The following is a 23,788-nucleotide window of genomic DNA, read 5'->3' as shown; positions in this document are numbered from 1 at the left end:
AATCCCCGCTACAGACAAGCTATAGCGGGGATCATATTTTAGGACCAGCCTGTTTTAGTAAGCTCTCTGGTTGTTTCCTTCTTTCCAGTTCACAAAAGCCTTGATGACTACTTTGTTTCCTCCTGGGGTTGGATAGTTACCTGAGAAGTACCAATCTCCGGTATGGTTTGGACAAGCCACATGTAAATTATCCAAGGTCTGGTAGATCACCTCTACTTCCGCGTTGATGTTTGCAGGGGTAATGATTTTAGTAATCTGAGCAGAGATCTCTTCCTGTGTAAATGGTCTGTAGATGTCTTTCACATGATTTACAATCTGTTCTTTTGGCAGCAACAGGGAAGCTTTACATTTCTGATAAACTTCTTCGATGATGTGTTCCATCCCACGCTCCTTTAACAATTGAATTGCAGCTTCAAAAGCAACAAATTGTCCCATTTTAGACATGTCTATACCATAACAATCCGGGTAACGGATCTGAGGCGCAGAAGAAACAATAATGATCTTCTTAGGATGTAACCTGTCAATGATCTTAATGATGCTTTGTTTCAGGGTTGTTCCCCTTACAATAGAATCATCGATGGCCACTAAAGTATCTGTATTGTTTTTGATGATGCCATAAGTAGTGTCGTAAACATGCGCTACCATATCCTGCCTGTCGGCATCCTGGGTAATGAATGTTCTCAGTTTCACATCCTTAATGGCCAGCTTCTCTACCCTTGGATTCATGGACAACAATTCATCCAGTTCCTGATCGTTCAGCTGTTCTTTACGGTTTAATAAAGTGTCTTTTTGTACTCCTCTGATATAGCTGTGCAATCCTTCTACCATTCCGTAAAAAGATACTTCAGCAGTATTCGGGATAAAAGAGAATACAGTATTTTTAAGGTCTGCACTTACTGCTTTCAGTATCTGATCGCACAACAATGCACCCAGTTGTTTTCTTTCTTTATAGATATCCGCATCACTTCCTCTGGAGAAATAAATGCGTTCAAATGAGCAAGCTCTTTTTTCCTGAGGATCTCTGAATACTTCCTGAGTAACCTTACCGCTTTTTTTCACAATTAAAGCATGTCCGGGTTCAATTTCCTTTACATCTTTGAATGGGATATTGAAAGCAGTCTGAATTGCTGGTCTTTCAGAAGCAGCAACTACGATTTCATCATCAGCATAGTAAAATGCCGGACGGATTCCTGAAGGATCACGAAGTACAAAAGCATCTCCATTACCAACAATTCCTGAAATCGCATATCCGCCATCCCAGTTTTTTGCAGAGCGACGCAGGATTTTAGCGATGTCTAAACCTTCAGAGATTTTATGGGTAATTTCTACGTTATCCAATCCTTCTTTCTTGTAAGCATCAAAAAGTTCCTGATTTTCATCGTCAAGGAAGTGACCAATTTTTTCAAGGACGGTAACCGTATCTGCTTTTTCTTTTGGATGTTGTCCAAGCTCATACAATTGTTCCAGTAACTCTTCTACATTCGTCATGTTGAAGTTACCTGCAATCACAAGGTTACGGGTCATCCAGTTGTTCTGACGCAAGAATGGATGGCAGTTTTCAATGCTGTTCTGACCATGGGTACCATATCTGAGGTGACCAAGTAAAACTTCCCCGATAAAGCTGACATTTTGTTTTAACCATTCGGCATCCTGCATCAATTCAGGCGTTTCATTCTGGATGTCTACAAATTTACTTTGTACATATCCAAAAATATCTGCTACTGCATTTTGTGCCATAGACCGGTACCTGCTGATGTAGCGGTGTCCTGGTTTAACATCAAGTTTAATGGTGGCAATACCGGCTCCATCCTGTCCGCGGTTGTGTTGCTTTTCCATCAAAAGATAAAGCTTATTCAGTCCCCAGAGTGCTGTACCGTATTTTTCCTGGTAGTATGAGAGAGGTTTTAAAAGGCGGATAAAGGCAATTCCGCATTCATGCTTGATCGAGTCGCTCATTCGTGTGTGGTTTGAGCCGCAAATTTACCGTTAATAATAATTAGAACCTAGAAAGAAATAGAATCTTTCATTAAGATTATATTCAAATGTTCAAACATCATTTAAACCGTTTAGCAGCATAAAAATCACCAGTTAGCACACAAAAAAACCGCACATAGGGATGAGCGGTTTCTTGCAGAAATGATTTCATTTCTCTCTTCTGGATCGGTCTTTTATAGTTTGGCAATCACAAAATCATTCAGGTTCAATTTAGATACGTCATTTCTTACCAGGTTGTGTTCTGCTGAGGAACCACTTAATTTCAAGTCCGACTGGTCTTTCATGTCAGTGTAAAGGCTACCTACTTTTGCATTTACATTTGCTTTTGCACCATCTTTCAGGAAGATCTGAAGCACAGCCAGGTCAAAGTTACCGCGGGTTTTTACCTCAGCAGTATTGGAGGCATCAATTCTTTGCAGGTCTTTTACCGATACATAAATAGTTGCAGGGCTTTGCTCAGTAGAGTTGATATACAGGGTATATCCTTTTTGTTGAACAGTGGTATTAGCGGTCAGCTCGTCATTGGTCGTAATGTTTTCTGAATTTGATTGTACCAATACGACTTTGGCATTTCCTGTTACCACTACTTTGTTGAATTTTACGTTAGCTGCTGCACTTACAGGTGTGGTGTCTTTAGCGAAAGTGGTGAAGGCTGAAGAAGTTAAAACGATAGCAGTTAAAGCTGAGGCGAATAAGGTTTTGATCGAGGTTTTCATATCTTTTATATTTTATTTTTTTTAATTATTTAATTGTTGTTTTGTAGATAAGACGCCATCTGCTGAGAAACGTTTCAGCGTTTTTTGGCGCATTAGACCATGCCCCGGTAACAGTCGACCAACTGCCCTAACTATTCGACCAACAGACAAAAAAATATAGAAAAAAATAGCCCCGGATTGGAGCTATATGTATCAGATTTGAAGATGCATCTGTTCAGATGCAGTTTCCTCACCAAAGAAGATGGTAGCATGTTTATCAAACACCTCCCGATCACCCGAGGTATAGAAATGCTTTTCTCCACCTTGGGCAAGCTTGATCGCGATCTCCGGATGTCTTCTCAAATAGGTATCCAGACTGTCGGCAACAATATCGGCCTGTCCCAGCAACTGAATACCCCCGGGAAGAATCTCCATCAACTTAGGGATCAGCAAAGGATAATGTGTACAGGCTAATAGGATGCAATCAATATCAGGATCCCTTTCCAACAATTCTTTCAGGTACTTATCTACAAAATAATCTGCTCCCGGATTCAGGTGTTCATTATTTTCTATCAAAGGCACCCACATCGGGCAGCTTTGTTGCAAGACTCTTAGTTCAGGAAAAAATTTGGCGATCTCCATCGGGTAAGACAAAGAGTTCACGGTTCCTCTTGTGCCCATTACGCCAATTGTTTTGCTCCTGCTAAAATCTCCGACCACTTCTGCAGTAGGTCTGATGACCCCCAATACCCGATGGTCCGGATACTTTAGCGGAAGCACTTTTTGCTGGATACTCCGCAGTGCTTTTGCCGAAGCGGTATTGCAGGCAAGAATGACCAGAGGACAACCCTGGGCAAAGAGCCATTCCACACATTCCAGTGTATACTGATAAATGGTTTCGTAGGAATGATCTCCATAAGGAGAACGGGCATTGTCGCCCAGGTAGATATAGTTGTATTGAGGTAACTTTTCAGCAATAGATTTAAATACGGTTAAGCCACCATACCCGGAATCAAAAACCCCTATAGATTGTCCAATTTTGATCATAAAAAAAGCGGGATTGAGTTTTATCACTCAATCCCGCAATTTAAATATTTTAATTCTAATTATTTCTTAGGAGCTGCAGTTGCTGCGATACCCAATTTAGCTTTAACAGCTGCAGTGATATCATCACCACCATCCCAATAAACTAAAGCCTGGTTTGCAGTATCAAATACATAAGCAAAACCTTTTTCTTTAGAAACAGCTTTGATTGCTGCGTCAGCTTTCACCTGAATAGGATTAAACAATTCCGCATTTTTAGCTTCCATTTCCTGTTGTGCTTTAGCCCTTGCATCTTCGATACGTTTTTGAAGATCCTGCAAATCTGCACCCATAGCTTGTAATTCTTTACCTACAGTTTCTTTGTTGGCTTCGCTCAATGATTTTTGTTTGTCTTCTGCTGCTTTCAGTTTAACCTGATACTCAGAAATCATTTTCTCAACATCAGCTTGTTTGGTTTTTCCAAATGCTTCTAATGTTGTTCTTGCTGCTTTAACTTCCGGCATCGCTTCAATGATGATTGCGGAATTTAAGTGTGCGAATTTTTGTTGTGCATTTGCAATGTTGGCAGTAAACAATAACCCCGCTGCTACAAAAAATGCGTTAATTGACTTTCTCATTTCTATTTATCTTAATAATTGTTTTTACTTGTTTATCTGTGTGTTATTTTAAGATCGATCCTGGCTTAAATCCAAGCAACCTGATGACATCATTGCTGACATCGTAATTGCTGCTGGCATAAATCATCATCGTCGATTCACTGCTTTTATCAAAGATGAAATCGAAAAGTTTAGCTTTAGCTACCTCACCGATGGTCTTTGTTACTTTATCCTGAATCGGGTTCAGAAGCTTAGTACGAGACTGGAAAAGTTCTCCGTCAGGACCAAAGATTTTGCGTTGAAAATCTTTCGCTTCTTTTTCTTTTTCGATGATGTCGTTTTCTCTTCTTTTACGCATATCTGCAGTTAACAAAACCTGATCAGCCTGATACGCTTTGTACATCTTATCGATCTCCACAAAGTTCTGATCTACCTGTCCCTGCCATTGCTGAGATAAGACATTCAACTGGCTTAAAGCCGACTTATATTCCGGAAGATGTTTTAAGATATATTCTGTGTCTACATACGCGAACTTCTGAGCAAAAGCGCCCATGCACGTAAAAGTTAAGAAGCATATTAAAAGGTATTTTTTCATGTTCTGTTTTTGTTAGTTAAATCCACCCAGTTGTTGTGCAATACTGAAAGTAAAGTTTTGCTTTCCACCATTTTCAATTCCTGGAATCTTATCAAATGGAATTGCATAATCAATTCCCAATAATCCAAATATCGGTAAAAATATCTTCGCACCAAAACCTGCGGAGCGTCTTACGTTAAAAGGATTGTATTCTGAGAAGTTGTTCCAGGTATTTCCACCCTCTGCAAAAGCAACAAGGAAGGCTGTAGCGGATTGACTCGCAATTACAGGGTATCTTAACTCCAGCATGTACTTGGTGAAGATCGGACTTCCTGACTGTTGTGCGATCCTTACATTTGATCCATTAGGAATAACGGCACTGTTAGAGTAACCACGCATAGCGATCAGCTCTGAGCCCTGAAGGAAATCAAATCCCTGCATACCATCACCACCCAGTTTGAAACGCTCGAAGGCCGGATCTCCAACTGCTTTGTTATACGATCCAAGGAAACCAAACTGTGCCTGTGCTTTCACTACAAACTTACCAGCTAGTCTATGGAACCATTGTGATTCAAATTTCCATTTGTGGTATTCTGTGAATTTATAGAATTCTTTATCCGAAGCAGTCGCATAGTTCAGCTTGTTAATCAAGGAATATGGAGGTGTTGCCTGAATGGTAAATTTAAAGTAAGAACCACCGGTAGGGAAGATTGGGGAATCTCTTGAATCCCTGCTCAACTCTTGTGCTAAACTGATGTTATAAGAAGTACCGGTGCTGAATTTATATCCGGAATAGTTATTCAGAACATATTGCTGGAAACTCAAGGCATGGCTCAACTGGAAATAGTTGTCCGGGAAGTTTAACTTTCTACCCAAACTTACCGTTACCCCATTTAACCGGATTCTTTGTTGTTGTCCACGGGCATCATTTTCTTTCAATCCGTTTGATTGTAATGAAGTAAATGCGCTCACCCCAAAACTAACTGGTTTTTTACCACCTAACCATGGCTCAGAGAAAGAGAAACTATAAGACTGGTAGTATTTACCGTTGGTCTGTCCACGTAAGCTCAGCTTTTGTCCGTCACCTTTTGGCAATGGTTTATAAGCGCTTCCGTTAAACAGGTTCTTCAAAGAGAAGTTATTGAAAGTAAGACCTAAGGTACCGATGATGTTACCACCACCAAAACCACCCGACAATTCAATCTGATCTGAAGGTTTCTCTTCTACAGCATACTCGATATCGACCGTTCCATCTGCCGGATTCGGCTTAGGCGTAGGTACCGTTTTAGATTCATCAAAGTTACCCATCTGTCCGATCTCACGAACCGTACGGATCAACTGGTCCTTAGAGAATTTATCGCCTGGTTTGGTACGTACATCACGCAGCACCACCCTGTCGTTGGTAATCGTATTTCCTTTTACCGTAATCCTGTTATTGGTATACTGAGGACCTTCATAGATGCGGATCTCCACATCAACTGTATCGCCATAGATCTTCGTCTGAACAGGATCCACATTGAAAGTTAAATAACCATCATTCAGGTACAAACTCGATACGTCATCGCTATTTGGGCTACCTCTTAATTTTTTCTCCAGTTTCTCTTCGCTGAAAACCTCTCCTTTTTCAAGGCCAAGAATGCGCAACAGGTCTTTACCTGCATATTTGGCATTACCTGCAAAGGTTAGATTTCCGAAATAATATTTAGGACCTTCAAATAAGTCGATCTTGATCCCTACTGCTTTATCGCTGTATTGATATACGCTGTCTTTCAAAATTACCGCATCACGGTAACCTTTATCCTGCATTTTTGCAATCAGCGTTTTCTTATCTTCTTCGTATTTCTCTTTGTTGAATTTACCCGAACCAAAGATTTTATAGAAAGCCTGTTGTTTGGTCTTCTTTAAAAACTTACGCAGTTTAGCTGAGCTAAAATCCTTGTTGCCGGTAAAGTTAATTTCATGAACCTTCACCTTGCGGCCTTTCTCCACATTAACCTCCAGGATCACATGGTTTTCCTGGTTGGGATCAACTTTGGTTTTGTAGGTTACGGCTGTAAAGAAATACCCTTTTTCCAGCAAATACTTTTTAATCGTACTGGTGGTGGTATTGTACAGGTTATCATTGATGATCGTCTTGGTAGACTTCGCATTCAGTTTTTCAAGAATATCCGTTTTCTGGGATTTACTTACCCCCTGGATATCAAAAGTACTCAATCGCGGACGTTCTACAACTTCAATATCGAAGTACACAGAATCCCCCTCAATTTTAACAATATCCAATTGAACATCATCAAACAGGCCTTGTTCCCAAAGGATTTTAATGGCATTGGCTGTCGCCTCTCCGGGAAGCACAATACGCTCTCCTTTGATCAGTTTGGAAAGTGTGATGATCACATCTTTATCCAGAAACTTTGCTCCGGTAAGTGTGACATCAGCGATGGTATACTCTTTGGGATTAAAATAATCCAGATCCAGGCCATTAACTTTTAAGGTTGGAGTTGCAGGATTGGACTGGGGACGGATCTGTGCTATTGATGGTAAACCAATCAATAACAACAATATAAGTTGATATATTCTTTTCATTTAAATCTAAAATCGTTGCTAAGTTAATTTAAACACATGTTAAAAAGTGTTAAAACTCAAATTAGTTCAACTGTTCACTAATTTTACCGAAGCGGCGTTCGCGCTTTTGGTAGTCTACTATTGCTTCAAAAAGGTCTTCTCTTCTAAAGTCAGGCCACAAGGTGTCGGTAAAATAGAGTTCGGTATAAGCCATCTGCCACAATAAAAAATTGCTGACCCTATGTTCACCACTTGTCCTGATCATCAGTTCCGGATCAGGAATATTGGTGGTCGTTAGCTGAGCAGAAAAAGTATCTTCATTAATTTCTTCAATACTCATCTTTTCGTCTTTAACTTTCTGAGCCAGTTTCTTAGCAGCCTCCATGATTTCCCATTTCGCGCTATAACTCAAAGCAAGTGTCAGGGTACAACGCGTATTCTTTGCGGTATTATCCATGGCACTTTTCAAGTCGTCAATACATTTTTGTGGAAGAGAGGAAATATCTCCAATAGCATTAAGTCTGATGTTATTCTTATTAAGCGTTGCAGTTTCCTGATTAATGGTAGAAATCAACAGCTCCATTAAAGCATTTACTTCTTCAATAGGCCTGTTCCAGTTTTCGGTAGAAAAAGCATATACAGTCAGGTATTTGATACCTATATCAGCACAGCCTTCTACAATATCTTTTACGGATAACACCCCGCTTTCATGGCCAAAATGCCTGAATTTGCCTTGATTTTTTGCCCATCTCCCATTTCCATCCATGATGATTGCGATGTGCTCAGGCAGGCGTGTAACGTCAATTTGTTCTTTAAATCCCATTTATAATTGCAAATATGCTTAAAATGTATAACATTTTTGGGACACAAAGGTATAAGATATGCCAATACCTACAAACATATAAGTATCTCTTTTTCTAAAATCGCCTCTTTGGGTCCCTGGAGCCCCAACCGGAATCGCAGCACCTGATAATGAGCGGAATCTGCTGGGATCTGAAAGATTTAATCCGGTATTTCCATCAGCAGGAGGATTATCCATACCAGGATAATTTCCGCTTACATCATCCAGATAATCTGTAAACGCTGTTCGATATCCAATCTGAGAAAATAAACCCCAGTTTTCTTTCAGTCTGACTTTGAATCCTACTCCATAAGGAACAGTAAGTGCATAATTTCTGTAAGGTTCTTTTTGTCCTTCAGTCCTGTAAAACCTGAGTTTATATTCCTGAGCATCCGCGCCTGGACTAAATGCATATTTCCCGATCGGGCTAAAAAACACCCCTCCTATTCCTGTAAATATATAAGGCGTGAACCTTTTGGTTCCCCCACCTGCAAAATACTCAAAGAAATTAAAGTCTACCTGCAGGCTGATTTCATTCAGCGAAGTTTTAAAATTAAGCCCCCGGTCTCTGAACTGCTCATTCTCAGAATGCAGGTCATTTGCTTTGATCATGCCAAACTGATAGTGTGCGCCAAGGCTCCAGTAAGGATCAAAATTCATTTTCACATAGGCTCCGGCAGAAATACCGCTGATTTTCAAAGGTTTTGTTTGGTTCAGGTCTCCCATATACCCTGCACCTCCAGCGACAACACCAAGCTCCATCGTCTGGGCATTGGCATTAAATCCGATGAAAGAGATCGCAAGAAAACAGAAAAGCCGTGTTCCGTATTGCATCTTAATAGTTGCGGGTATCAATACCCCAAAGTAGTTTATTTCTTAACGTGGTCAGGTAACTTTCATTGTTCAGCCTGATCAGATTTACATGAAAGGCTGCTTTATTCAGGGTAAGCTTCACAGAACGGTCTACTGTTTCCGTTCTCGAATCACAGGAAACCAAAAACTTGGCACTTCTGGCTTCTACCTCAAAAGTAAGGGAAACATCATCAGGGATAATGACCGGTCTTACATTCAGGTTATGTGGAGCAATTGGGGTGATCACAAAATTTTGTGAACTCGGATAAATGATCGGGCCACCGCAGCTTAAAGAATAAGCGGTAGAACCTGTTGGTGTAGCGATAATTAAACCATCTGCCCAATATGAATTCACAAATTCATTATTCATATAAGCATGAATGATCATCATCGCTGACTTATCCCTTCTATGAATGGTGATGTCGTTTAAAGCGAAATTTTCCTCACCAAAAAGGTCAAATTTGGACTCCAGACTCAGTAAAGTTCTTTTATCCAGAGAATATTCTTTATTGCGAAGTGCCTCAATAGCTATTCTGATCTCATCTTTATTGATGCTCGCCAGGAATCCAAGGCGACCGAAGTTGATCCCTATTACCGGGATTCCGGAGTCACGGATCAGCGACAAAGTATCCAGTAAAGTACCATCTCCACCTAAGCTGATCAGGACATCTGCCTGGCCAACCAGTTCGGTATGGTTACTAAAAACAACAATGCCCTCAGGCAGTTTTATTTTATCTTTTATAAAATCAAGGTAATCTTTGGAAACAAGAATGGGCGCTTTTGATTCGCCCAGAACATTGAATACTTCCTGTACATATGGTAAAACGCTATTATTGAACTCTCTACCGTAAATTGCAGTTCTCATTTATGGGTTTTATACGTTTAAATAATTCATAAATGAATTATATCTGTCTTCGGTACCATTATCTGAAATGGTGCTGTTAAACACAGCTTTTACCTGGTAATTGTATCGCTCAAAAGAGGCGATAATTCCCGACAACTCAGTTTTATTAATTTTTAGGGTAACTTCCAATTTTGTGGAATCGGGAAAAGACTGCACATAAGAAGAAAGGATCTGCGCATTATCGGCTTCCACAATCTGTGCCATGTGAGAAAGAGAATTATTCCGGTTGCTGATTTCCAGCACAATAATCCCTCCGGGTTCTTTTACCGCATAAATATCAGCAGTATAATCTAAAAGGTTATTTATAGAAATTAATCCTAAATAGTTTTTTTTATAATCCAGGACCGGAACTACCGATAAATGCAGTTGATGAAAGAGCCTGATGATGTCATAGATGTGTGCATCTTCGTAAACAAAAGGGTTTAAAATAGACAAAGGCAAACTACCGATTGCCTGTTCTGTATCCCTTACCTCAATCAGCTCTTCTTCTGCCAGCAGCCCCAAAAACTGGGTTTCATTTACGATGGGTAAATGGTATAGCTTGAACTCAGTCATCCTCTCCAAAGCCTTCTGAACAGAGTCGGAAGTCTTTAGCGGGGGAATTGAATTTGATATGAGTTCAGATGCAAACATTATTTATTTTAGTAAAATTCTATTTAAAAATTTCTCCAGGTACACATTAAAGTCTTCCGGACGTTCCATCATCGGAGCATGCCCGCATTTATCTACCCAATTCAACTCTGAATTAGGCAGCAATTCGTGAAACTCTTCCGCAACTTCCGGTGGAGTTACCTTATCCTGTTTTCCCCAAATTAAAGAAACAGGGATGGTAATCCTGGACAGATCTTTCGACATGTTATGGCGGATAGCCGATTTGGCCAAGGCCAGAATCCGGATTACACGGGAACGGTCATTCACACTTTTATATACGTCATCCACTAACTCCTTAGTGGCTACTGCCGGGTCGTAAAAGGTAAATTCTACCTTTTCCCTAATATAATCATAACTTTCTCTTCTTGGAAATGAGCCACCAAATGCATTTTCATATAAGCCGGAACTTCCTGTCAATACAAGGGCTTTAACATTTTCCTGGTGGGAAGTGGTAAATACAAGACCTACATGTCCTCCCAATGAATTTCCAATTAAAACTACCTGATTGAGTTTCTTAAACTTTAAAAATCTGTTTATATATTTTGATAAACTCTTTACACCTAAAGTAAGTATAGGGAGTTCATAAATTGGCAAAATAGGGACCATAACATGATAATTGGCTTTAAAGTGATCAATCACTCTTTCCCAATTGCTCAACTCTCCCATTAAACCATGAAGTAATACCAGGGGTTCTCCTTTTCCAGCCTCAATATATTTAAACCCGTCTTCTTCTATTACTTCGTATTTCATATTTTGTGTTAAGTAAGGTAATGCTACTAAGTTAGTGGAGTAAATTAAATTTAATGTAATTTAAAACATTAATTTTTCGAAAAAAGGTTTAAACACATAAATTTTCAAGCATATTTTATGCCAATTGCGCTTTTACGATTTCGGCAATCAGTTTTCCATCTGCTTTACCTGCAAGTTCTTTGTTTGCAAGGCCCATTACTTTCCCCATTTCTTTCACTGAAGCAGCACCTGAATCCCTGATGATCTGAGCGATGATGCTTTCAACTTCTGCCTGCTCCAATTGCTTTGGCATAAAGCTGCTGATCACTTCGATTTCTTCTTCTTCAATAATGCTCAAGTCTTCGCGTCCTTGTTGTTTATAGATATCAGCTGATTCACGACGTTGTTTCACCAGCTTTTGTAAAATCTTGGATTCTGTTTCTTCTGTAATCTCTTCGCTTGATCCTTTCTCTGTTTTCGCTAATAATAAAGCAGCTTTAATTGCTCTTAAACCTCTTAATTGCGCCTGATCTTTAGCCAGCATCGCTTTTTTAATCTCCTGGTCTATTGTAGTTGATATCATATCTGTTTCGATTAATATTTTAGTTTCTTTTGATGATGGCACCTGTAGCCTGGGCCGTAGGCATGATGAGCATATCGTTAATGTTCACATGTGCAGGTCGGCTCACGACAAACCAAATTGCTTCGGCAATATCATTCGCAACCAGGGGTTCCAATCCATCATATACTTTCTTTGCACGTCCTTCATCTCCTTTAAAACGGACCTTAGAAAACTCTGTTTCTACCATTCCGGGATTAATGGCCGTCACCTTTATGCCATGAGGCAATAAATCTATGCGCATACCTTTATTCAGGGCATCTACTGCATGTTTTGTAGCACAATATACGTTTCCATTGGGATAAACTTCCTGTCCTGCAATCGATCCGATATTAATGATATGACCGGATTTCCGGCTGATCATCCAGTTCGAAACAATCTTTGTGACATACAGCAATCCTTTAACGTTGGTATCAATCATGGTATCCCAATCCGTAACATTACCCTTATCTATAGGATCTAAGCCCTGACTTAAGCCCGCATTATTGATCAATACGTCCACCTGTTTCCATTGGGCAGGTAAAGTTTCCAATCCATAAGAAAGATCATCATGAATTCTCACATCTGCAACAACGGTCTTTGTTTCTATCGCATATTTCTCTTCCAGACGTTTGGCAACATCCTTTAATAAATGTTCTCTTCTTGCAACTAAAATTAAGTGATAACCTTGTGCAGCAAACAGATCTGCGCAGGCTTCTCCAATTCCTGAAGTTGCTCCTGTAATTAATGCAGTTTTCATTCGTATATTAATTATTCTTTAACGGTCTGTTTAAAAAAATATCCCCGACCTATCTTATGATGGCAATGTCTTAACAAAACTAAAACTTTTTTCCGAGTGATGTCATTCGAAAAATAAGCTGAATGTCACATGTCTTAACATTAATCTATCAATCGGATTAGAAAAGACATGTGACACTTCATTTTTCTTCACACTATCGAAGGAATAAGACAATTTAATCTCTGGTGACATTTTGAAATATTCGAAATATAGATCCATCCCCAAGCCTGCCTCATAAGAAAGAAAATTACGACGATTGTTTACAAACTTTTCCATAGGATCGGTCACCTCATTATTATTCGATTTTTTCTTGGATGAAATATCCATGGTATACTTAACTCCCCCAATCATATATGCCCTGAAGTTATTTCTTCTATTGGACTTGATCTTCAACCCTAATGGAAAATCGACTACAGTAGTTGCCAGTTTTTTCTGCACACCTACTTCCTCAGGAGACCCATTTACTCCCTTTACAAAACCATAAGTTAAAGTTCTGTCACTAAAAACCAGTGTTGGAGTTAATCGAAGATCGACATTATCTTGGACTTTTTGATTGACCACGAAGCCAATTCCAAATCCCGAAGATGGCTTAGAAGAGATGTAATTTAGCTTACCGAGAAAATCTGTATTAAGCTGCCAACCATTAACGTCGACTTCTCTCCAATCCGCTTTCTTCAAAATCTTATATTCCGCAGAAACATATTGAAAAGTAAACCCAAAGTGCAAATTGTTATCATCGATCCCGCCACCCCAATTCTGAGCTTTTACTGTCGTAACAGCAAACAAGCACACAAAAGAAATGAGCAGTTTCATATTCATATCATCAGGATAAACCTACGTAATTTTACTTTGTTCCGGTATAAATTGCACAAATACCAAACGTTAACCTAATATCTTTTGCATTTTTAAATCCAACCTTCGTCAGCATGGCATTAAAGGCATCACCATCAGGAAATGCAGCTACCGATTCCGGTAAATAAGTATAAGCAGTCGCATCTTTCGAAAATGCTTTTCCAAAAAACGGAGTTACATGGTTAAAATAAAAGTTATATCCCTGTTTAACGGGGAATTTTCTTGGTTTTGAAAATTCAAGGATGACAATTTTACCGCCTGGTTTGAGCACCCGGTACATATCTCTTATTCCTTTTTCAAGGTTTTCATAGTTCCTTACCCCAAAGGCAACGGTTACGGCATCAAAATGATTGTCTTCGAAATGTAAACCTTCTGAATCGCCCATCTGAACTGAAAAAATGGGGTGTAAATTCCGGTCATTGATCTTTTTTCGAGCCACTTCCAGCATTCCTTCAGAAATATCTACACCGATTACTTTCTCCGGTTTAAGAATTTTGATGGCCTCAAAAGCAAAGTCTCCCGTACCTGTTGCTACATCCAGCATCAAGCGGGGCTTGATAGACTTTAGTTCGCCAATTGCCCTTTTACGCCACAAAATGTCAATTCCGAGCGACATAAAGTGGTTTAAAAAATCATAAGTTCCTGATATCTTATCAAACATTGAGGCTACTTCTTCCTTTTTAGGAGCCGTTGCAGAGTGGGAGGTGGAGATCTTTTCGTTCATAGTAAGGCGCAAAGATAAGTATTGTTGAAAACTAATTTTCTACCTTTGTCAAATGATTATAAAATCAGCAACATTTATTTGTAGTAATACAAAGGTTTCAGCTTTGCCTGTAGCCAATATGCCCGAATATGCATTTATCGGACGTTCCAACGTTGGAAAGTCCTCTTTAATTAACATGCTGGTGAACCAGCATGGTTTAGCAAAAACATCTCAAAGGCCGGGGAAAACCCAGTTAATCAACCATTTCCTCATCAATGAAAAATGGTATATTGTAGATTTACCAGGATATGGGTATGCGAAGGTTTCTAAAAACAGCAGAGAAAGCTGGGAGAAGTTTATCCGCAATTACATCACAAAAAGAGAAAGCTTACAATGCGTTTTCGTATTGATAGACAGTCGTTTAGAACCTCAAAAGATCGACCTTGAATTTTGCTGCTGGATGGGAGAAATTCAGATCCCTTTCGTATTGGCTTTCACAAAAGCAGATAAGCAGTCTATCACAAAAACAAATCAAAACGTTGCTGCCTTCAAAAAAGCGTTAGGCGGATGGTTTGAAGAGATCCCCCCTTACTTTATTACTTCTGCTGAAAAAAGTGTAGGAAGAGATGAGATCCTGAAATTCGTGGATCAAACAAACCTTGATTTTGCCATGCCTGTTTTAACACCGGATACAGATTTTTAATTGTCCTTTTCATGAAGAAGTATTTTTCACTGGTACTGTTCGCCCATTCCATCTTTGCACTTCCCTTTGCAATGATTGGATTCTTTTTGGGAGTAACGACAACTGCCAATCCTTTTAACTGGATGTTATTGGTTGCGGTCTTATTGTGCATGGTTTTCGCGCGCAACGCTGCGATGGCATTTAACAGATATCTGGACAGAAACATTGATGCAAAGAATCCACGTACCCAGATGCGTGATATTCCGGCAGGAAAAGTGTCCGCAAATGAAGCCCTGATCTTTGTCATCATTAACTGCATCTTATTCATTGCAACAACTGCATTTATCAACAAACTTTGTTTTTATTTATCTCCTGTTGCCTTATTTGTGGTCTTATTCTATAGCTATACCAAAAGATTTACCGCATTGTGTCACCTGGTACTGGGCCTTGGACTTTCCCTGGCTCCTATCGGCGCTTACATTGCGGTAACAGGAGCATTTAGTGTTGTTCCTGTGCTTTACTCTTTTGCCGTCTTGTTTTGGGTAAGCGGTTTTGACATCATTTACGCCCTGCAGGACGAAGATTTCGACAGAGAAGAGAAACTACATTCTATCCCAGCAGCACTGGGCATTAAAAATGCATTGAGGCTTTCAGTGGTATTGCATATTTTTTCTGCATTATGTGTCATCCTTCCGATCTTCTTTACACCGCATAATTTTAGCTGGTTCTATTATGTTGGCGTTGCATTTTTCTGCTTCATGCTCATCTATCAGCATTTGCTGGTTAAACCAAACGACATCAGTAAAGTAAATAAAGCTTTTGCAACAACCAATGGCTTTGCTTCCGTAGTTTTTGCAGTCTGCTTTCTCGCAGATGCATTATTCAGAACGATATTACACTAATATAAGGATTCGATATCATCAGGACCTTTTTTACCTTATCTAAAAAAGGTCCTTTCCCTGTCCCCTTTTACAAATATATTTTCCGATTGCTGAGGACCTCCCCGTTCCTTATATTTGCCTATCTTAATTATTTAAAAACCTATGATCAATCTCAATATACCTGCTAAACAAAGAGCTTATATTCCCCAGAACCTGGAAATGAAATGGGACAATCTGGAGCCGATTCTGAATGAATTACTCGCACGCCCGATAGAAAACGTTTCTGAGCTGGAGAAATGGCTGAAAGACAAAAGTGAACTTGAAGCTGCACTTGAAGAAGACTTTGCCTGGAGGTATATCAGAATGAGCTGCGATACGGCAAATGAAGCGCTGGTACAGTCCTTCCAGTATTTTGCCACAGAGATCGAACCAAAGATCTCTCCTATTGCCAACCAGCTGAACCAAAAATTCAATGACAGCCCATTTATTGATGAGCTGGATCAGGAAAAATATTTTGTATACATCAGGGCCATCAGAAAGGCGATAGAAATCTATCGCGAAGAAAATGTGGAACTGCTGACCAAGTTACAAGTAACCCAACAAAAATATCAGGGCATCACCGGAGCCATGAGCGTAGAAATCGGCGGACAGGAGTATACGCTGGAACAAGCAGCAAACTTTATCAAAGACACCGATAGAACAGTCAGACAACAAGCCTGGGAGACCATACAGCAACGTCGCCTGGTGGATAAAGACGATTTAAATATCTTGTTTGATGAGCTTGTTGCCATGCGTCATCAGGTGGCTTTAAATGCAGGTTTTGAAAATTACAGAGATTATATGTTTCAGGCACTGGGCAGGTTTGACTATACCCCACAGGACTGTTACCATTTCCATGAGGCGATTGAAAAACAAGTCGTTCCTATTTTAAAAGATCAGGCGCAAAAACGTGCCGATGCATTGGGAATTGAAATCCTTAAACCCTGGGATATGGAAGTGAGTACCACAGGTAAAGCAGCTTTAAAACCATTCAAAAACGGAGCAGAACTGATCGATAAAAGTATTGAATGCTTTAACGCAATTGATCCCAAACTCGGGCAAATGCTGGCGACCATGAAAGCCAATAACCTGTTTGATGTGGAAAGCAGAAAAGGAAAAGCACCTGGTGGATACAACTATCCACTTGCCGAAACCGGAGCACCCTTTATTTTCATGAACTCTGCCAATTCCCTGAGAGATTTAACCACGATGGTCCATGAGGGTGGACATGCGATTCATACTTTTCTGACAGCTCATCTCGAACTCAATGATTTCAAACATTGTCCATCAGAGGTAGCCGAACTGGCCTCTATGAGTATGGAATTGATCTCTATGGACAACTGGAACATCTATTTTGACAATGAAGAAGATTTACTTCGCGCAAAAAGAGAACAATTACAGGATGTCCTGAAAACACTTCCATGGGTGGCGGTAATTGATCAGTTTCAACACTGGATCTACACCAACCCAAGTCATAATGCAGCAGACAGAGAAGAGGCATTCAAACAAATATATACCCGCTTTGGTGCTGGTTTTGCCAATTGGGAAGGACAGGAAGCTGAATTTGGTAACCTTTGGCAAAAACAACTTCATCTTTTCGAAGTCCCTTTTTATTATATAGAGTATGCAATTGCCCAATTGGGTGCTATTGCCATTTGGAAAAACTACAAGGAGAACCCACAAAAGGCTTTAGAGCAATACCTGGAAGCACTTTCTTTAGGTTATACAAAGCCTATTAATGAAATTTACGAAACTGCCGGGATTAAATTTGACTTCAGTATAGGTTACATTCAGGAGCTTGCTTCTTTTGTAAAAGACGAATTACTGAAATTAGGTTAATAGTTTAGAAGTAAATTTATAAGTTTGAATAATACAAACTAAACTAACCAATATTCTATGTTTGAAAAACTTTTCAGAAAGAAATCTATTACCAAAATATTAGAAGATGCAGAAAAAGGCTATGGAGAACATGGAACATCTTTACATAAAACCCTTGGGGTAAGAGACCTTACCGCCTTCGGGATTGCAGCCATTATAGGTGCGGGAATTTTTAGCACCATTGGAAAGGCCAGTGCTGATGGCGGTCCGGCCGTGATCTTTTTATTTATTTTTACTGCCGTAGCCTGTAGCTTCGCGGCCTTTGCTTATGCAGAATTTGCATCAATGGTACCGGTATCCGGAAGTGCTTATACTTATTCTTATGTAGCTTTTGGCGAATTGGTGGCCTGGATCATCGGATGGTCACTCATCATGGAATATTCCATTGGAAATATTACCGTGGCCATTTCCTGGTCGGATTATTTTACCGGACTCCTCTCCTCCATACAGATACCCGCATTGGGTATTAAAGGCATTCATGTTCCCGATTGGGCAACAATGGATTACCTTTCGGCTTACAATGGTCATAAGCATGCAGAAGCACTGGTCAATGCAGGAAAGAGCTTTGCCAACCTTGACGATGCCACCAGAATTGCAAACAACGCCTGGATCACGGCTCCAAAAATCGGTGGTTTCCACCTGGTTGCAGACCTTCCGGCCTTAGGAATTATTATCTTTATTACCTGGCTGATCTACAGAGGGATGAAAGAATCCAGGAATGCCAGCAACGCAATGGTGGTGGTTAAACTTGCAGTGATCCTGCTCGTACTGGCGGTTGGCATTTTCTATGTAGATACCGCTAACTGGAATCCTTTTGCACCAAATGGAGTGTCGGGGGTATTAAAAGGAGTTTCAGCAGTATTCTTTGCCTATATCGGTTTTGATGCGATCTCTACTACCGCCGAAGAGTGTAAAAACCCGCAGCGAGACCTTCCGAGAGGAATGATGTGGGCAATTATCATCTGTACCATCCTTTATGTTGCCATTGCACTGGTCCTTACCGGGATTGTAAATTATAGTCTGTTGGCTGTAGGTGATCCACTGGCCTTTGTATTCGACCAGATCAATCTTAAACTGATGAGTGGAATTATTGCGGTTAGTGCGGTGTTTGCGATGGCCAGTGTGCTATTGGTCTTCCAAATGGGCCAGCCCAGGATCTGGATGAGCATGAGCCGTGATGGTTTATTGCCGAAATCTTTTTCCAAAATTCATCCTAAATATCAAACCCCTTCATTTGCGACCATAGTAGTTGGTTTTGTAGTGGCGATTCCTTCTCTGTTTATGAACCTGACCATTGTAACAGACCTTTGTTCTATCGGAACGTTGTTTGCTTTCGTATTGGTTTGTGCCGGAGTACTTGTGCTACAAAACAAACCGAATATTCAAAGAGGCAAGTTCAAAACTCCTTATGTGAATTCTAAATACATTATTCCTCTTGTGTTTATAGGGATGCTGATTGTAGGGTTCACGAATTATAAAAAAGAAACAAACGCGTTTATATTCAATACACCCAGAGTATATGAACCGGTACATTTTATCACTTCACTCAATCCTACTGAATTAAATCTGGTAAAAGAAGAAATCAAAACCGGACCGGTAAAGATCAATCCAGCAGAAAACCTGGATGCAACGGCTTACCTGAACAGCCTGAGCGGAGATCAGTACCAGAGTTTCATGGATCAGTCGACAGTAAGTGCGGAGAAAAAATACGAATCAGGATGGGGCTTGTTTAAGCATAAAATCCCAATGTGGATCTTCCTGATCATCTGCCTGGTGATCATCTATTTTTGTATTACCAAAAACTTATCCCTGATTCCGGTACTTGGACTGATCAGCTGTTTATACATGATGTGTGAGCTTGGTATCTCCAATTGGATCGGTTTCGGCATCTGGCTGCTGATAGGTCTTGTGGTTTATTTCCTATATGGCTACAGACACAGTAAACTAGGGCAGCAGCATACTCCATCTGTTTAGCACAAAAAAGACATTTCTGTTAAAAGCCCCTGATTGAAACTCAGGGGCTTTTATTTGATCAATTGCGCGCTATTTCCAGTGCTTCTCCCCTACAGATGCGACCTTCTTTGTATACAAGCGGATAATTAGAACATCCAGGAGATACCCTGGAAATGTACCAGGGATGTCTTTAGGCACCCAAAGACGTCTCAGGTACGTTCCCGACACGTCCGGGGGACGTTCCAGTTAACTGTGACAATCGAATGACGACCGAAGGAGGATCGAACAAAATACGGTTGGAAAACAAACGCTATACCCCTACAGGCTTTCCTTCTAAAGAAAATCCGAGAATATTTATCAATATATTATTTTTTTAGAAAATATATTGATACATTAGACTTATTGTAAATAATAACATTAAAAAACGATGTTCTATAAAGAATTGGACATCCCTGAATTGCCCTCCTATAATTATCCCTATAATTGCGTGGTTAGATGACCAGCAATAAAGGCTCCTCCCCGGAGCCTTTTTTATGCGATAGAAAGTCAAAAACGTAGTTCTCAAAGCTTACATATTAATTTACCTCCTGTTTTTCAAACCATTTTAAGGAGAACCTCCGGATGGTTAAGGTCAGCAAAAGCCTCAAAGGAATCTTCAGGAGCTGAAAGCTCGTTAAAGTGTAAGTTTCGAAACTGAGATTACCCGGAGGGTTATTCTGTTTTGCAGGTAAACCAATACATGCAGTCCCTTAGGCTCCAGACCTTCGGGTATATTGAGGCTTAAACTTCCGGAAGGTTCAGTTGCCCGTTCTGAAGAAAAGGCACGGACAACATTTACATGTTCCAATAGTTTACCCTTATTCTCACCTGCTTTTATCTCGTTGGATTCCTGATTTTGTATTAAGGCTACCGACATCAGGTTCCCTTTAAGTGAAGGATCCAGGGTATAGTCAAGCTGCAACTTTCCCTCTTTTATTTCAACATGATACTTTGTATCCCTTACCTTGGCTTTCTTTTTCAGTGCCTCTTCAATAGCCTGATGCATTTTTTCATTTTCTGACCCGATAAGGACTTGCTTGCCATTGACAATCGCCTGGGGGGTGTAAACCTGTTCCTTAAGAGTTTCACTGTATTTATATTGACGTTCTGTAAATTTAGGACTGCTAAACTTGTCCTTCCAACCCAACTTATTCCAGTAATCCACATGAAAAGCCAATACATAAACCGCTCTTCCCTGATATTCCTGACTGATCTCTTTTAAAACCTTTTCTGCCGCAGGACAACTGGAACATCCTTCAGAAGTAAACAATTCAATAACAGCAAAACCAGGATCGTCAGTAACGTCTTTTTGTATCACTTTCAGACTTCCGCTGATCAGCATCCCGGGGATCAGCAGATTTAATAACCATAAATGTTTCATATCAGCAGATTTAGATTAAGTCTGTTTTTTTACTCAGATAGATTTCCCTGATTCCTATTGCTACTGGTAAGGCTACAAATACAACAAGAATAAGCCAGCTTTTTACAATTCCATTGAGGGAGTAAGGTCCACTGCTGATCCTGCTCATCGGCACTACACAAAGGTTCATTACGCACCAGATAAATGATCCGTACAACAAACTGCTCATGGCGATATGTTTACGAAGTAGCGGGATCCTGGGATATATAAAAAAGTAAAAAAAAGTAAATGCCATGGCATTAAAATAGTGAAAACCTATGCCCAGAGCAACCACACCAGCTCCCTCTTTAAAAGCTTCTGCTCCCAGCACAGCGCTGGAAATATATTTAAAAACCAATGTAGCATTACCATTGGCTGATAAAAAAACAGCTGCAAGTCCATCTAATGTCCCTGCGATGAGGCCTGTTAAAAAAATCTTCAGGAAAACACCTGAAGAAGTGTTTTTTGAATCATCTTGTGATGTAGTGTACATTTCCATAATCTGATTTAGTTAAAGTATAGTATTGCTTTACGAACCTTAATATCTCAACTCCCTTGGCACAAGTCCAAATCCGGTCAACAGACAACAACTTCGGATCTACATACGATCAAAACGAAGACCTGATTGCAATTTAAGGAAAAGAAGCGACCCTGATACCCCAAAACTAACCGTTCGTACCCCGGGAAATACCGTTGATATTATTTTTAACTATTTGGCTTAAAAATCCCGAACTTCCATTGGTGAAACACAAGATTTACCGGCACCTCCTATTCTGGCTGACCTATAGCATACAAGGTACTTTATTAGAGTATGCCTGGATACATGATTTCTTTCCACCAGAAAGGGAAGCCTATGTAGTGATCCTCGCGATTCTTTTCAACCTGCTCCTGGTTTCAGTTAAAATGTCGTTTTCCTATTATCTGATGCAGTTTCCGGTGAACAACCTCCTGATCCGGAAAAATGCAATGGTCAAAGTCATCCTTCAAATCGTATTGGCTTTACTGCTGGCTATCTTTTTCTATCGGTTGGCCAATGTTTATGTGATTTCCCCCTTGCTCAAACCTGAAAAGGTGGTAGGAATATCAGATATCGTCAATCCTTCAGGTCTGTTTATCGCCTTGCTTGATATAGGCTATATCAGTGGCATTGCGGTTGCTTTGAAACTTTTTCGCATGCAGGTGTTAAATCTCAAAACTGAACAATTTTTGATTAAGGACAAGTTGGAAACGGAGCTGAAATTTTTAAAGAACCAGATCAATCCTCATTTTTTGTTTAATACGCTAAACAATATTTACGGCCTTGCAAGAAAAAAATCAGATCAGGCTCCGGAGGTCGTACTCAGACTATCGAAACTGCTCCGCTTTATGCTTTATGAATCCCACAGGGAAACGATCAGCATAGCCGAAGAAATCAGAATTCTGGAAGACTACCTTGAACTCGAAAAAATCCGATACGACAACCGTCTGAAAATTTCTTTCAGGAAAGAAATCGATGATCATCATCAAATGATCACTCCATTGATTCTGTTGCCATTTATAGAAAATGCATTCAAACACGGACTAAATGAAACCACCGGGGAGAGTCAGATTGAAATCCACATTACCTTAAAAAAAGGCCAGCTGAATTTCCAGACAAGCAACACCCAGGATTACAGTGGTGAAAATATAATTAACGAAAAAATAGGGTTAAGTAACATCCGCAGACAACTTGAACTGATGTATAAAGAATTTTCTCTTGAACTGGAAAACTTCCCAAAAACCTTTAATGTCTCTCTTAAAATCAACCTGAATAGTCATGGAACCTTATAATTGTATCATCATAGAAGATGAACCTCTGGCCGCAGAAATTCTGCAGGATTATATCTCAGATGTCCCTTTTCTCCGGTTAAAGAAAACCTATACCGATGCCATCTCTGCATTGGATGATCTCTCTGCCAATGATGTTGATGTTATTTTTCTGGACATTAACCTTCCCAAACTTAAAGGATTGGATTTTATACAAACCTTAAAAAACCCTCCTCATATCATCATCACTACAGCTTATCATGAATATGCTTTACAGGGATATGAGCTCAACATTATAGATTACCTGTTGAAGCCAATTGAATTCAGCAGGTTTCTGAAAGCAATTAACAAATTAAAACAACTGAATCCTGGCCCATCCATAACAGCAGCAGTATCTACCCCATTGGGCAAGGACTATATGTTTATTAATGCATCAAAAAAAAGAATAAAAATCTATTTCAGGGACATCCTTTACATTGAAAGCATGAAAGAATATGTCCGGATTTTCACTCCCGATAAAGTAATTACCACCAAATTTCAGCTTGGACAAATTGAAGAACAACTCCCAAAATCCGATTTTTTAAGAATTCATCGATCATTTATGGTAGCCAGAGAGAAGATCGATGCTTATACCAGCACAGAAATCGAAATACAGGGAAAGCAACTCCCCATAGGACGAAGTTATAAAGAACAGGTGACTGAATTCCTAAATCTCATTTAATCATTGCAACTCAACT

Annotated in this window: 23 protein-coding genes; 6 read left to right on the top strand and 17 right to left on the bottom strand. The window is 39.9% G+C overall.

From position 1 onward, the window contains the following. Positions 1–54: 54 nt before the first annotated feature. The 15 genes from BUC20_RS18745 to ubiE all read right to left on the bottom strand — a co-directional run bounded on the left by BUC20_RS18745 (position 55) and on the right by ubiE (position 14,416). Complete coding sequence (locus tag BUC20_RS18745) at positions 55–1,956, bottom strand: amidophosphoribosyltransferase (RefSeq protein ID WP_073232554.1); 1,902 nt, start codon at positions 1,954–1,956, stop codon at positions 55–57. Between the two features lie 212 nt (positions 1,957–2,168). Next, positions 2,169–2,711, bottom strand: coding sequence for a GIN domain-containing protein (locus tag BUC20_RS18740; protein ID WP_073232553.1), 543 nt, complete (start codon positions 2,709–2,711; stop codon positions 2,169–2,171). A 192-nt stretch (positions 2,712–2,903) separates the two neighbouring features. Next, on the bottom strand, positions 2,904–3,737 hold the full coding sequence (gene murI / locus BUC20_RS18735; RefSeq protein WP_073232552.1) for a glutamate racemase: 834 nt from the start codon (positions 3,735–3,737) through the stop codon (positions 2,904–2,906). 59 nt (positions 3,738–3,796) lie between these two features. Beyond that, positions 3,797–4,351 (bottom strand): OmpH/Skp family outer membrane protein, encoded by a 555-nt coding sequence (locus tag BUC20_RS18730; protein ID WP_073232551.1) that lies wholly within the window; start codon positions 4,349–4,351, stop codon positions 3,797–3,799. 43 nt (positions 4,352–4,394) lie between these two features. Further along, positions 4,395–4,925: an OmpH/Skp family outer membrane protein gene (locus tag BUC20_RS18725; RefSeq protein ID WP_073232550.1), complete on the bottom strand. Its 531-nt coding sequence runs from the start codon at positions 4,923–4,925 to the stop codon at positions 4,395–4,397. 12 nt (positions 4,926–4,937) lie between these two features. After that, entirely contained in the window at positions 4,938–7,487 is a 2,550-nt protein-coding gene (gene bamA / locus BUC20_RS18720; protein ID WP_073232549.1) for an outer membrane protein assembly factor BamA, read from the bottom strand. A 61-nt stretch (positions 7,488–7,548) separates the two neighbouring features. Beyond that, the gene (locus BUC20_RS18715) at positions 7,549–8,289 is read right to left on the bottom strand and encodes an isoprenyl transferase (RefSeq protein ID WP_073232548.1); all 741 of its coding nucleotides are present in this window, start codon (positions 8,287–8,289) and stop codon (positions 7,549–7,551) included. Between the two features lie 18 nt (positions 8,290–8,307). After that, entirely contained in the window at positions 8,308–9,141 is an 834-nt protein-coding gene (gene porG, locus BUC20_RS18710; protein ID WP_073232547.1) for a type IX secretion system protein PorG, read from the bottom strand. 1 nt (position 9,142) lies between these two features. Continuing rightward, entirely contained in the window at positions 9,143–10,024 is an 882-nt protein-coding gene (locus tag BUC20_RS18705; protein ID WP_073232546.1) for an NAD kinase, read from the bottom strand. Between the two features lie 9 nt (positions 10,025–10,033). After that, the gene (locus BUC20_RS18700) at positions 10,034–10,696 is read right to left on the bottom strand and encodes a CBS domain-containing protein (protein ID WP_073232545.1); all 663 of its coding nucleotides are present in this window, start codon (positions 10,694–10,696) and stop codon (positions 10,034–10,036) included. A 3-nt stretch (positions 10,697–10,699) separates the two neighbouring features. Beyond that, the gene (locus tag BUC20_RS18695; RefSeq protein ID WP_073232544.1) at positions 10,700–11,464 is read right to left on the bottom strand and encodes an alpha/beta fold hydrolase; all 765 of its coding nucleotides are present in this window, start codon (positions 11,462–11,464) and stop codon (positions 10,700–10,702) included. Between the two features lie 115 nt (positions 11,465–11,579). Continuing rightward, on the bottom strand, positions 11,580–12,026 hold the full coding sequence (locus BUC20_RS18690; protein WP_073232543.1) for a GatB/YqeY domain-containing protein: 447 nt from the start codon (positions 12,024–12,026) through the stop codon (positions 11,580–11,582). A 19-nt stretch (positions 12,027–12,045) separates the two neighbouring features. Beyond that, the gene (locus BUC20_RS18685; protein ID WP_073232542.1) at positions 12,046–12,801 is read right to left on the bottom strand and encodes an SDR family NAD(P)-dependent oxidoreductase; all 756 of its coding nucleotides are present in this window, start codon (positions 12,799–12,801) and stop codon (positions 12,046–12,048) included. 102 nt (positions 12,802–12,903) lie between these two features. Next, on the bottom strand, positions 12,904–13,659 hold the full coding sequence (gene porT / locus BUC20_RS18680; RefSeq protein ID WP_073232541.1) for a type IX secretion/gliding motility protein PorT/SprT: 756 nt from the start codon (positions 13,657–13,659) through the stop codon (positions 12,904–12,906). Positions 13,660–13,684: 25 nt separating this feature from the next. Beyond that, positions 13,685–14,416 carry a bifunctional demethylmenaquinone methyltransferase/2-methoxy-6-polyprenyl-1,4-benzoquinol methylase UbiE gene (gene ubiE / locus BUC20_RS18675; RefSeq protein WP_073232540.1) on the bottom strand — a complete coding sequence of 244 codons (732 nt, stop codon included), beginning with the start codon at positions 14,414–14,416 and terminating at the stop codon, positions 13,685–13,687. Positions 14,417–14,468: 52 nt separating this feature from the next. Between ubiE and yihA the strand changes: the two genes are divergently transcribed. The 4 genes from yihA (at position 14,469) to BUC20_RS18655 (ending at position 19,849) form a co-directional block, all read left to right on the top strand. Beyond that, positions 14,469–15,098 (top strand): ribosome biogenesis GTP-binding protein YihA/YsxC, encoded by a 630-nt coding sequence (gene yihA, locus BUC20_RS18670; RefSeq protein WP_073232539.1) that lies wholly within the window; start codon positions 14,469–14,471, stop codon positions 15,096–15,098. Positions 15,099–15,109: 11 nt separating this feature from the next. Continuing rightward, a complete protein-coding gene (locus BUC20_RS18665) occupies positions 15,110–15,979 on the top strand; it encodes a UbiA-like polyprenyltransferase (protein WP_073232538.1) in 870 nt (289 codons plus the stop codon). Between the two features lie 141 nt (positions 15,980–16,120). After that, the gene (locus BUC20_RS18660) at positions 16,121–17,836 is read left to right on the top strand and encodes a M3 family oligoendopeptidase (protein WP_073232537.1); all 1,716 of its coding nucleotides are present in this window, start codon (positions 16,121–16,123) and stop codon (positions 17,834–17,836) included. A 57-nt stretch (positions 17,837–17,893) separates the two neighbouring features. Further along, positions 17,894–19,849, top strand: a complete 1,956-nt coding sequence (locus tag BUC20_RS18655) for an amino acid permease (RefSeq protein WP_073232536.1) — start codon at positions 17,894–17,896, stop codon at positions 19,847–19,849. Positions 19,850–20,501: 652 nt separating this feature from the next. Here the strand turns inward: BUC20_RS18655 and BUC20_RS18650 are convergent. Both BUC20_RS18650 and BUC20_RS18645 read right to left on the bottom strand, forming a co-directional pair. Beyond that, on the bottom strand, positions 20,502–21,248 hold the full coding sequence (locus BUC20_RS18650) for a DUF1223 domain-containing protein (RefSeq protein ID WP_073232535.1): 747 nt from the start codon (positions 21,246–21,248) through the stop codon (positions 20,502–20,504). A gap of 10 nt (positions 21,249–21,258) precedes the next feature. Beyond that, on the bottom strand, positions 21,259–21,765 hold the full coding sequence (locus BUC20_RS18645) for a hypothetical protein (RefSeq protein ID WP_084529029.1): 507 nt from the start codon (positions 21,763–21,765) through the stop codon (positions 21,259–21,261). Between the two features lie 242 nt (positions 21,766–22,007). On the opposite strand from BUC20_RS18645, the gene BUC20_RS18640 reads away from it, so the two are divergent. Both BUC20_RS18640 and BUC20_RS18635 read left to right on the top strand, forming a co-directional pair. Next, positions 22,008–23,075: a sensor histidine kinase gene (locus BUC20_RS18640; protein ID WP_143166843.1), complete on the top strand. Its 1,068-nt coding sequence runs from the start codon at positions 22,008–22,010 to the stop codon at positions 23,073–23,075. Beyond that, positions 23,062–23,772, top strand: a complete 711-nt coding sequence (locus tag BUC20_RS18635) for a LytR/AlgR family response regulator transcription factor (protein WP_073232533.1) — start codon at positions 23,062–23,064, stop codon at positions 23,770–23,772. The genes BUC20_RS18640 and BUC20_RS18635 overlap by 14 nt, the downstream gene beginning before the upstream one ends. Positions 23,773–23,788 lie beyond the last annotated feature (16 nt).

This window comes from Pedobacter caeni, assembly GCF_900129215.1.
Taxonomy (GTDB): Bacteria; Bacteroidota; Bacteroidia; order Sphingobacteriales; family Sphingobacteriaceae; genus Pedobacter; species Pedobacter caeni.
This window is presented reverse-complemented; position numbering and strand designations above follow the sequence as displayed.

What these genes read in the sequence shown, in the direction of transcription:
- BUC20_RS18745 (WP_073232554.1), bottom strand. Translation starts at nt 1,956, where the DNA reads ATGAGCGACTCGATCAAGCATGAATGCGGAATTGCCTTTATCCGCCTT.
- BUC20_RS18740 (WP_073232553.1), bottom strand. Translation starts at nt 2,711, where the DNA reads ATGAAAACCTCGATCAAAACCTTATTCGCCTCAGCTTTAACTGCTATC.
- murI (WP_073232552.1), bottom strand. Translation starts at nt 3,737, where the DNA reads ATGATCAAAATTGGACAATCTATAGGGGTTTTTGATTCCGGGTATGGT.
- BUC20_RS18730 (WP_073232551.1), bottom strand. Translation starts at nt 4,351, where the DNA reads ATGAGAAAGTCAATTAACGCATTTTTTGTAGCAGCGGGGTTATTGTTT.
- BUC20_RS18725 (WP_073232550.1), bottom strand. Translation starts at nt 4,925, where the DNA reads ATGAAAAAATACCTTTTAATATGCTTCTTAACTTTTACGTGCATGGGC.
- bamA (WP_073232549.1), bottom strand. Translation starts at nt 7,487, where the DNA reads ATGAAAAGAATATATCAACTTATATTGTTGTTATTGATTGGTTTACCA.
- BUC20_RS18715 (WP_073232548.1), bottom strand. Translation starts at nt 8,289, where the DNA reads ATGGGATTTAAAGAACAAATTGACGTTACACGCCTGCCTGAGCACATC.
- porG (WP_073232547.1), bottom strand. Translation starts at nt 9,141, where the DNA reads ATGCAATACGGAACACGGCTTTTCTGTTTTCTTGCGATCTCTTTCATC.
- BUC20_RS18705 (WP_073232546.1), bottom strand. Translation starts at nt 10,024, where the DNA reads ATGAGAACTGCAATTTACGGTAGAGAGTTCAATAATAGCGTTTTACCA.
- BUC20_RS18700 (WP_073232545.1), bottom strand. Translation starts at nt 10,696, where the DNA reads ATGTTTGCATCTGAACTCATATCAAATTCAATTCCCCCGCTAAAGACT.
- BUC20_RS18695 (WP_073232544.1), bottom strand. Translation starts at nt 11,464, where the DNA reads ATGAAATACGAAGTAATAGAAGAAGACGGGTTTAAATATATTGAGGCT.
- BUC20_RS18690 (WP_073232543.1), bottom strand. Translation starts at nt 12,026, where the DNA reads ATGATATCAACTACAATAGACCAGGAGATTAAAAAAGCGATGCTGGCT.
- BUC20_RS18685 (WP_073232542.1), bottom strand. Translation starts at nt 12,801, where the DNA reads ATGAAAACTGCATTAATTACAGGAGCAACTTCAGGAATTGGAGAAGCC.
- porT (WP_073232541.1), bottom strand. Translation starts at nt 13,659, where the DNA reads ATGAATATGAAACTGCTCATTTCTTTTGTGTGCTTGTTTGCTGTTACG.
- ubiE (WP_073232540.1), bottom strand. Translation starts at nt 14,416, where the DNA reads ATGAACGAAAAGATCTCCACCTCCCACTCTGCAACGGCTCCTAAAAAG.
- yihA (WP_073232539.1), top strand. Translation starts at nt 14,469, where the DNA reads ATGATTATAAAATCAGCAACATTTATTTGTAGTAATACAAAGGTTTCA.
- BUC20_RS18665 (WP_073232538.1), top strand. Translation starts at nt 15,110, where the DNA reads ATGAAGAAGTATTTTTCACTGGTACTGTTCGCCCATTCCATCTTTGCA.
- BUC20_RS18660 (WP_073232537.1), top strand. Translation starts at nt 16,121, where the DNA reads ATGATCAATCTCAATATACCTGCTAAACAAAGAGCTTATATTCCCCAG.
- BUC20_RS18655 (WP_073232536.1), top strand. Translation starts at nt 17,894, where the DNA reads ATGTTTGAAAAACTTTTCAGAAAGAAATCTATTACCAAAATATTAGAA.
- BUC20_RS18650 (WP_073232535.1), bottom strand. Translation starts at nt 21,248, where the DNA reads ATGAAACATTTATGGTTATTAAATCTGCTGATCCCCGGGATGCTGATC.
- BUC20_RS18645 (WP_084529029.1), bottom strand. Translation starts at nt 21,765, where the DNA reads ATGGAAATGTACACTACATCACAAGATGATTCAAAAAACACTTCTTCA.
- BUC20_RS18635 (WP_073232533.1), top strand. Translation starts at nt 23,062, where the DNA reads ATGGAACCTTATAATTGTATCATCATAGAAGATGAACCTCTGGCCGCA.